Annotated in this window: 7 protein-coding genes and 1 tRNA gene; 4 read left to right on the top strand and 4 right to left on the bottom strand. The window is 53.8% G+C overall.

The window, feature by feature from the left end:
- Nucleotides 1–130: 130 nt before the first annotated feature.
- From pepN to C7K08_RS11585, 3 genes are read right to left on the bottom strand one after another with little or no spacing between them, the layout of a single operon-like run.
- A complete protein-coding gene (pepN, locus tag C7K08_RS11595) occupies nt 131–2,818 on the bottom strand; it encodes an aminopeptidase N (RefSeq protein ID WP_106500765.1) in 2,688 nt (895 codons plus the stop codon).
- Between the two features lie 5 nt (nt 2,819–2,823).
- A complete protein-coding gene (locus C7K08_RS11590; RefSeq protein ID WP_106500766.1) occupies nt 2,824–3,216 on the bottom strand; it encodes a cAMP phosphodiesterase in 393 nt (130 codons plus the stop codon).
- Nucleotides 3,217–3,254: 38 nt separating this feature from the next.
- Nucleotides 3,255–3,809, bottom strand: coding sequence for a hypothetical protein (locus tag C7K08_RS11585; protein WP_106500764.1), 555 nt, complete (start codon nt 3,807–3,809; stop codon nt 3,255–3,257).
- Nucleotides 3,810–3,926: 117 nt separating this feature from the next.
- Here C7K08_RS11585 and C7K08_RS11580 point away from each other — a divergent pair, with 117 nt between their 5' ends.
- Complete coding sequence (locus C7K08_RS11580; RefSeq protein WP_423218697.1) at nt 3,927–5,051, top strand: histidine kinase; 1,125 nt, start codon at nt 3,927–3,929, stop codon at nt 5,049–5,051.
- 60 nt (nt 5,052–5,111) lie between these two features.
- A tRNA-Glu gene (locus tag C7K08_RS11575) sits at nt 5,112–5,184 on the top strand.
- Between the two features lie 143 nt (nt 5,185–5,327).
- Here the strand turns inward: C7K08_RS11575 and C7K08_RS11570 are convergent.
- Complete coding sequence (locus tag C7K08_RS11570; RefSeq protein ID WP_390625582.1) at nt 5,328–5,867, bottom strand: SRPBCC family protein; 540 nt, start codon at nt 5,865–5,867, stop codon at nt 5,328–5,330.
- A gap of 141 nt (nt 5,868–6,008) precedes the next feature.
- Here C7K08_RS11570 and C7K08_RS11565 point away from each other — a divergent pair, with 141 nt between their 5' ends.
- Both C7K08_RS11565 and zwf read left to right on the top strand, forming a co-directional pair.
- Entirely contained in the window at nt 6,009–7,157 is a 1,149-nt protein-coding gene (locus tag C7K08_RS11565; protein ID WP_106500761.1) for a phycobilisome linker polypeptide, read from the top strand.
- 91 nt (nt 7,158–7,248) lie between these two features.
- The coding region (gene zwf / locus C7K08_RS11560; protein ID WP_106500760.1) for a glucose-6-phosphate dehydrogenase at nt 7,249–8,397 on the top strand (1,149 nt) is incomplete at its 3' end.

Here is an 8,397-nt window from a genome sequence, read left to right as displayed (position 1 = left end):
GGTAGAGAGGGGGCGGAAATTCGCAAATCAATTTTAAACCAAGTGCACCGCAGCCTCTACCCAGATCCGTTCCCTAATTCAAATAATCTACGCTCCATTCGTTAACCCCAAATTTTAGTTATTCAAAAACCTAAACCCCTAAACACTGGCGCGTAACTTCTAAACTATTGGCAGACTGCAAATGCTCCAGCAGCCAACTTAAACTATCTTTCATTTGTTCTTGGCGTTCTGGTGCATATTTTTGCCAGCCCATAAACAATTTCAAAAAGCGTGAAGCCGCAATTGGATTGCGTTTATCCAACTCCACTAATTGGGCGGCCAACCAGCGATAACCCTTCCCTTCTGGCTGGTGAAAGGCTTGGGCGCATCGGGCAAATCCACCTAAAACAGCCCTCAAACTATTGGGGGCCTGGGGATCGAAACGGGKATGCTGCAGAAGCGCTTCYGCCCTAGCGATGGCATTGCCAAAGGGGGTTGAAGCTTCCAGGGCAAACCAGTTATCCAATATCACGGGCTTTTCAAGCCAGCGCGCTTGAAAAGCCTCCATGGCCAGGGTGCGTGCCTGGCAATCCCATGGCTGCAGGGCCGCGAGGGCAGCCCGGGCAAGGGTCATGGAAGGGCCTTCCACCGCAAGGGCAACCTGATGGGCAATCTTGTTTTCCGGAGTGCTGTTTTCTGGAGTGCTGTTTTCTGAATTAGCTGCCACCAGCCAACTCCAGGCCATTGCTAATAGTTGGCGCTCGCCAACCGCCGCAGGCCAGGGCTGATCCACCAATGGATTAAGCCGCTCAACCAATAGCTGCAACTCCGGCCCTAGGGCATTGCCAAGCCAAACCCGKCGCTGCAGAAGGCCCATCTCCAGCTCTGGCGGATTTGGCACTAACCCCTGGGCTAAACAAGCAGCCTCCAGCTCCTCAATGGCAGGGGCCTGGAGCAGCGCCACCAGCAAGCGGGCATCAAGGCATTGCTGATTTAGCAATTGTTGGCAGATGGCAAGCATTTGGCCCCGCCCTTCGGGGCTGGGCTGTAGCAGGCAGCGTTGCCATAGCTGCTGGGCGCTATCCCAGCGGCTGAAGGCATCGCTTTCAAGCAGAAGCAACCGCTCTAATTCCTGGTTGCTGCGCTCCCATTCCAAGCGCACAGGCGCTGAAAAACCCCGCAGCAAAGAAAGCAATGGCGGTTTTTCCCCAGGGGGCAAATTGTTGAATTGCCACTGGTTCTGGGCGCGATCCAGCACCAGTAGTTGCTCCCGAAGCAGCTCGCCATCAGGGGCGATCAACGCCATAGACACCGGAATCGGCAGTGGTTGATGGGCCTGATTTGTATCTAAATCTGATTGTGCATGCAACCCGTTATTTAATTTGGTATTTGGTTTGATATTTGATTTGGTATTWGCTTGGCTTAATTGCAATTCTAAACTGCCACTTTCCGGATCCCATTGCTGTTTAAGCGTTAGCGTTGGCGTGCCAACATGGTGATACCAAAGCCGAAATGAAGTTAGCAACTTTCCAGAGCCATCCTCAAGGGCCTGGATAAATTGCTCACAGGTGGCAGCCTGGCCATCATGGCGTTTTAGGTATAGGGAAACCCCAGCCATAAAATCTTCATCACCGAGCAAAGTGCGCAGCATCCGGATCAGTTCCGCACCCTTTTCATAGATGGTAGTTGTGTAGAAATTATCGATGGCAATATATTGATCAGGCTGCACGGGATGGGCTGTGGGGCCGTTATCTTCCGGGAATTGGTGGGCCCTTAGCATCGCCACATCTTCAATGCGCTTCATGGCCTTGCCATGGAGATCGCCACTAAATTCCTGATCTCTAAATACCGTTAAACCTTCCTTCAAAGAAAGCTGGAACCAATCGCGGCAGGTAACGCGATTACCGGTGTAATTATGAAAATATTCATGGGCGATAACACTCTCCACCCGTTCAAGTTCAGCATCGGTTGCTGTTTCCGCGTCAGCGAGCACTAATTTTGAATTAAATATATTGAGGCTTTTGTTTTCCATGGCGCCCATATTGAAATGACGCACCGCAACAATATTGAATTCATCCAGGTCGTATTCGAGGCCATAAATCTCTTCATCCCAGGCCATGGAACGCTTCAAACTGGCCATGGCATGGCCGCAAAGCTGCTGGTCGCCGGGTTCCACGTGGATCCTCAAGCGCACCCGTTTGCCAGAGGCGGTATCAAAATGGCTTACCACCTCCACAAGGGGGCCCGCCACTAGGGCAAACAGATAACAAGGTTTAGGGAATGGGTCTTCCCATTCGGCGTAATGGCGGCCATCGGCTAAATCACCGCTGGCAATGCAATTGCCATTGCTCAACAACACCGGCGCCCATTGGCGAGCGGCTTCAATGCGCACCTTGTAGCGGCTCAGCACATCCGGTCGATCAAGGAAAGGGGTTATCCGCCTAAAACCCTCGGCTTCGCATTGGGTGGTGAACAAATCACCGCTGGCGTATAAACCCTCGAGGCTGCTGTTTGAGCTGGGGTGCAGGCGGCAAACGCTGCGCAGGCTGAAGGGTTGTTGGGGCAGCACTTCTGCTGCTAGTTCAAGCCGGCCAGCCGCCAGCTGCCAATGCTGATCTGCCACTGGCAGCCCATCGATGCTGAGTTCCAACAACTCCAGATCAACGGCCTGAAGTTGAAGTGTTTCCCCTGGGGCTATGCCATTGGGCGTAATGCTCAGCTGAGCTGTTACCAGGGTGTGGCTCGGGAATAGCTGCACCAACAGCTCTACCCGCTCAATCAGCACCAGGGGCGGCCTGTAATCAGCCAAGCGAATTGGAAGCGCCCCGGGGCTAGCCATCCTGGTTACTTAGCTGGCTTGGCTTGGTTCTGGAGAGCTTGTTTCACCTTGTCGCGCACGTCGGCGGGCATCAAATCAGGGCACACCTGGGAAACACCGATCAACACTGAATTAATCGAACCCTTGCGCAATTCCTCCTGGGGTAGCGGCTTGGCACCTAATTGCTTGATGGCACCTCCGTTTTGACCTTGAATCACCTGGGAAAGGGTTTCACCAGCGATACCAATCGACTTATTGAAATCCACACCATTGGCAGCTGCGATGCAGGCGTTGAGGGCTGAAATCCGTGTGTAGAGGGTCATCTCAGCTTCAGTTGCCGGCTGGGGTGCCGCCTGCACTGGCAGCACCGCAAAGGAGGTGAGCGCCAGCAGGGCAGACGCGGGAATCAGCTGACGCAACACAACAGTTCGATTCTTAATTACCAAACCATGTTGCCTTATTCAGGCTGCAACTCCGCACCACTGGTTTCGATGCGAATTTCGTGGTGAACCTCAGCCACTTCCAATTCACCGTTGCGCCAGGAATAAATGGATCTGCTGCGGTAGCGGTCTTGGGCCACTAGGCGAATGTGCTCGAGAATGTCCCATTCCTGGTAGTGGGATTCAAAAACCACTTCATGTTCATCCACCTGACGTATTTGGCTCTTAATCGGTGAACCATTGAAAAAGCCGCGGCTGCGCCGCAACTGATGGCCGCAGAGATAGGCCTCCATGGTGCCGGTGGGCACATAACGAGGTTGGTTTTCAAAGAAGTTGTAATCCTTCTCCAGCCACCAACTAAAGCGATAGGCCGCTTCACCCTCCACCGGTTCGCTAAAGGCCTCAATGCGCAAGAGCACATCCACCTTGAGGGATTCGTCGTCGCCAAAAACGTATTGGCGCCGGGAGCGCCATAGGCCCAGGTTGCGGGAAAACCAACGCCTTAGGGAGCTATCCAATTGAATGCGGCTGGGTTCAGCCATCGATGAACCCTGGGGCAAACCCTTAAGCATCTTTAGCTATGAACTGTTTCAGTGATAGCTAGCTCGGTAGCAAAAGGCGAACATTGCAGCGGATTTACCTTTTTTTGACAGGAAAATCAAATTTTTTTAATAGTGTGGTGCAGCTCTCTGAAGTTTGCAGTGCCGGGCCAGGGAGAAATAAAACAACAACAGGTGCTGAACCTGCTCCTGGTGGCCAGACCCCAGCATCTGGCCGGGCCAGATTTGAGGGCATTGCTGGAATTTCTTGAGGAGCAAAAGGGCAATTTCGAGCTCACCCTCACCATTGCTGATCCGCAAAAACAACCCGAGCTATTGGAGTTGCATCGGCTGGTGGCAACACCTGCATTGATCAAGCTGGATCCATTGCCGAAGCAGGTTTTTGCCGGCAATTCAATCCGTAGGCAAATGGAGAATTGGCTGCCCCGCTGGCGCCAATTGGGCTTGGTGAGCGGCCTTGGCATGGGCCTGCGCACGGCAGAACCAAGCGGCGGCCAGAGCCAAAGGGAATTACAACTCGAAGATCAACTGCTGGTGCTGCGTCAAGAGAACGAAACCCTCACCTCACGGCTGGGGGTACAGGAACGTTTATTGCGCATGGTGGCCCATGAATTGCGCACCCCGCTCACCGCCGCAAATTTGGCGTTGCAGAGCTACAGGCGCAATCAAATCGATAGTGAGCGCTTTTTTGATGTGGTTGATCGGCGTTTAGATGATATTGAGCAACTCTCAAAAGACCTACTGGAGGTGGGCAGCACCCGTTGGGAGGCCCTTTTCAATCCCCAGAGGCTGGCGCTGGCTCCAATTGCAGCCGAAGCAATTCTTGAACTAGAAAAACTTTGGGTAAACCGATCACTCGAATTGCATACCGATGTACCTGGAGACCTTCCAGATGTGTATGCCGACCAAAGACGAATGCGTCAGGTTTTGTTGAATCTGATTGAAAATGCACTCAAATTCACCCCTGATGGGGGCCAGGTAAATCTTTCGCTGTTGCATCGCACCAGCCAATGGGTACAGGTGAGCGTTAGCGACACCGGCCCCGGCATTCCCATGGAGGAACAGCAAAGAATTTTTCAAGATCGGGTGCGCTTACCGCAAACGGCTGCCCAGGCATCGGGGTTTGGCGTTGGCCTTTCGGTATGCAGGCGGATTGTGGAAGTGCACGGCGGGCGCATCTGGGTGGTGTCTGCCCCTGGGGAGGGGGCCTGCTTTCACTTCACCGTGCCCGTGTGGCGCGGTCAAAGTGATTGATTGATTGCTTGACTCAAGGTGGTTTGGCTGTATAGGTTGGCTTCTTGCCAATACGGCCTCGCCCCCATCGTCTAGAGGCCTAGGACACCTCCCTTTCACGGAGGCGACAGGGGTTCGAATCCCCTTGGGGGTATACCTTTTTCAGATGGTATTGGCATACCAAAATCGTTCAAGATTTTCTCAAAATATTATTAATATAGATTTATTAAATCCAAAACAATAGCTTAATGATATTGATTTAAATGTTTATAATTTAAGTATTTATAATTTAAATAATTATAGTGGGCACGGCACAGCCACTTGGGCGCGGCGCAAAGCTTCTAGGGCAACACATCTCAAATTTGTGGCCAAATCTTCCCTAAGGCGCTGCTCGATCAAGGCGATTGGCATTCCAATGCAGGCCTGCACCAGCAATTCGTAGCGCAAACGCACCCCCTCATCGGTTTTAACCAGGGTCCAAGCCCCTTCAAAACGGCGGAAGTCGCCACTCACCATCCTGAAACCAAGTATTCCCTCCTGGCTGCGTTCCTCCAGCTCAAGCCGCACGCTGGCGGTGAAATTAAGGCCCACAAACCTTTGGCTGCCGATTTGTTCCAACAACACGGTTGTACCCTCGCGGTTCAATAGGCGCGAGCTCATCAGGTTTGGGATGAAGCTAGGCAGGCTCTCGTAATCGGTAAGCACCTCCCACACCGCCGCTTCAGCAAGGGGCAGCCTGAGTTGAGCAGCAAGGCGGCGGGTGGCCGAGGGCAGGCGCTCGATCTCCTGCTCAATGGGCTCTGAAGGAAGCGTAGGTAGAGGGGGGGGCTGCAAGATCTGAATAGCGGCCGAGGGGCATGGGCTGCAACGTTGATCACATTAACTGTGTTTTCTTCCTAACTGAAGGTTTCCCCTAATAGGGATACAAGCTGCCGCTGGCAGGGCAGTTCCTATAGTCGCAGCGCGTTACCTCGAACCATGCGCGTCCCACCAGCTTCCTGCACCCCTGGCGACAGCCGCATGTTCACAATCGAGGTGAGCCACGCTTCCGGCGGCATTGTTCGCCGCAGCCTGAAGCAAATGCTGGTTACCTACAGCTCTTTGAGTGCAACGCTGCAGTTGATCAGAAACAGTGGTGCCCGGGTATTGCGCATTACCCCCCACCAGCAAGCCAACAATTCTCCATCCACCCCATCAGCAGCCGTGACGGAAACCCCAAGCCCCAAAGCCAAAGACCATGGCCAGGTGCCAGTAAATCTCTACAAACCAAAGGATCCCTTCCTCGGCACAGTGCTCGACAACTACTCGCTTTTGGCCGATGGGGCCATCGGCCGGGTGAATCACATCACCTTTGATCTTTCAGGGGGCAATCTCCACTACGTGGAAGGCCAAAGCATTGGCATCATTCCCGATGGGGAAGATGCAAACGGTAAGCCCCATAAGCTGAGGCTCTACTCAATTGCCTCCACCCGCCACGGCGACAACCTTGAGGGAAGCACCGTTTCCCTCTGTGTGCGGCAGCTGGAATACAAAAACGAAGCCGGCGAACAGATATACGGCGTTTGCTCAAGCTTCCTTTGCGACATCGAACCAGGCGCAAAGGTAAAGATCACAGGGCCTGTGGGCAAAGAAATGCTGTTGCCCCCCGATGAAGATGCAAACGTGATCATGCTGGCTACCGGCACGGGCATCGCTCCGATGCGGGCCTACCTGCGCCGCATGTTTGAACCGGGTGAGCAGGGCAAAAATCCCGAATACAAATTCAAAGGCAAGGCATGGCTGTTTATGGGTGTGCCCAAAACTCCCAACCTGCTCTACGAAGACGATTTCAGCCGTTACCTGAGCGATTACCCCGAAAACTTCCGTTACACCAAAGCAATCAGCCGTGAGCAGGAAAATCCAAGCGGTGGCCGCATGTATATCCAGGATCGTGTTACCGAACACGCCGATGAGATCTTTGCCTTGATCGAAGATCCCAAAACCCACGTTTACATGTGCGGTTTGAGGGGCATGGAACCAGGTATCGACGAAGCGATGACAGCGGCAGCAGCCAAGAGCGGCCAGGATTGGAGCACCCTGAGGCCAGCCCTCAAGAAGGCCGACCGTTGGCATGTGGAAACCTATTAAGGGCCACTCAAATCTGCAAACACACGGTCCATTCACCTTCTGTTCATCTCTAGCCATCAACCTGTAGGGACACGGTTAGCAATGCCTTTCCATGACGGCCACTCTCACCAATCCCCTACGCGTTGGTTTACGGCAAGAACGGGTGATTTCACCCCAATGCCTGGTGATATTCGGAGCTAGCGGCGATTTAACCCACCGCAAATTGATACCAGCCCTATTTGAATTGTTCCGTCAGCGGCGCCTGCCCAGTGAATTTGCGGTGCTGGGCTGCGCCAGAAGGCCATGGAGCGACGAGGAGTTCCGCGCCAAGATGGAACAAGCCCTGGCGCCTGTGATCGCCGAGGATCCCGCCGCCTGGACCACCTTCTGCGGCGGGCTTTTTTATGAACCGGTAGACCTGCAGAAAGATGAAGATGTGGTGCGTTTAGGCAAGCGCCTAGAGCAGATAGATCGCCAGCGGGCCACCCGCAGCAATCGCACTTTTTATATGTCGGTATCGCCCAACTACTACGGCAGCGGTTGCCGCGCCCTTGCTGCTGCCGGTTTGCTGGCCGATCCAAAGCGCAGCCGGGTGGTGATCGAAAAACCCTTCGGCCGTGATTTCGCCAGCGCCCAAGACCTAAACCGCATCGTGAACAGTTGCGCCAAAGAAAATCAAATTTTCCGAATCGACCACTACCTAGGCAAGGAAACCGTTCAAAACATATTGGTTTTGCGCTTTGCAAACACGATTTTTGAACCGATCTGGAATCGCAATTACATCTCCAGCGTGCAGATCACCGCTGCTGAAACCGTTGGGGTTGAGGAAAGGGCCGGCTACTACGAAAGCGCTGGCGCCCTGAGGGACATGGTGCAAAACCACCTCACCCAGATGCTTGCCCTCACCGCGATGGAACCGCCGGGCCGCTATGAACCCGAATCAATCCGCAACGAAAAGGCCAAGGTGTTGCAGGCGGCACGGCTTGCAGAGGAAGCTGAACCTTGGAAATGTTGCGTGCGCGGCCAATACGGCCCCGGTGGCAACAGCGCCGATCCCTTAGCTGGCTACCGCCAGGAGCCTGGGGTGGATCCAAACAGCACCACCGAAACCTATGTGTCGATGAAATTATTTATCGACAATTGGCGTTGGCAGGGGGTGCCCTTCTATCTGCGCACGGGCAAACGCATGCCCAAACGCCTCAGTGAAGTGGTGCTCACCTTCCGTGAGGCACCGGTGCATTTATTTGATTCAGCCGGTGCT

It is taken from the genome of Synechococcus lacustris str. Tous (assembly GCF_003011125.1).
Taxonomy (GTDB): domain Bacteria; phylum Cyanobacteriota; class Cyanobacteriia; order PCC-6307; family Cyanobiaceae; genus Synechococcus_D; species Synechococcus_D lacustris.
The sequence above is the reverse complement of the archived record's forward strand: the minus strand, read 5'-3'. Positions and strand labels throughout refer to the sequence as shown.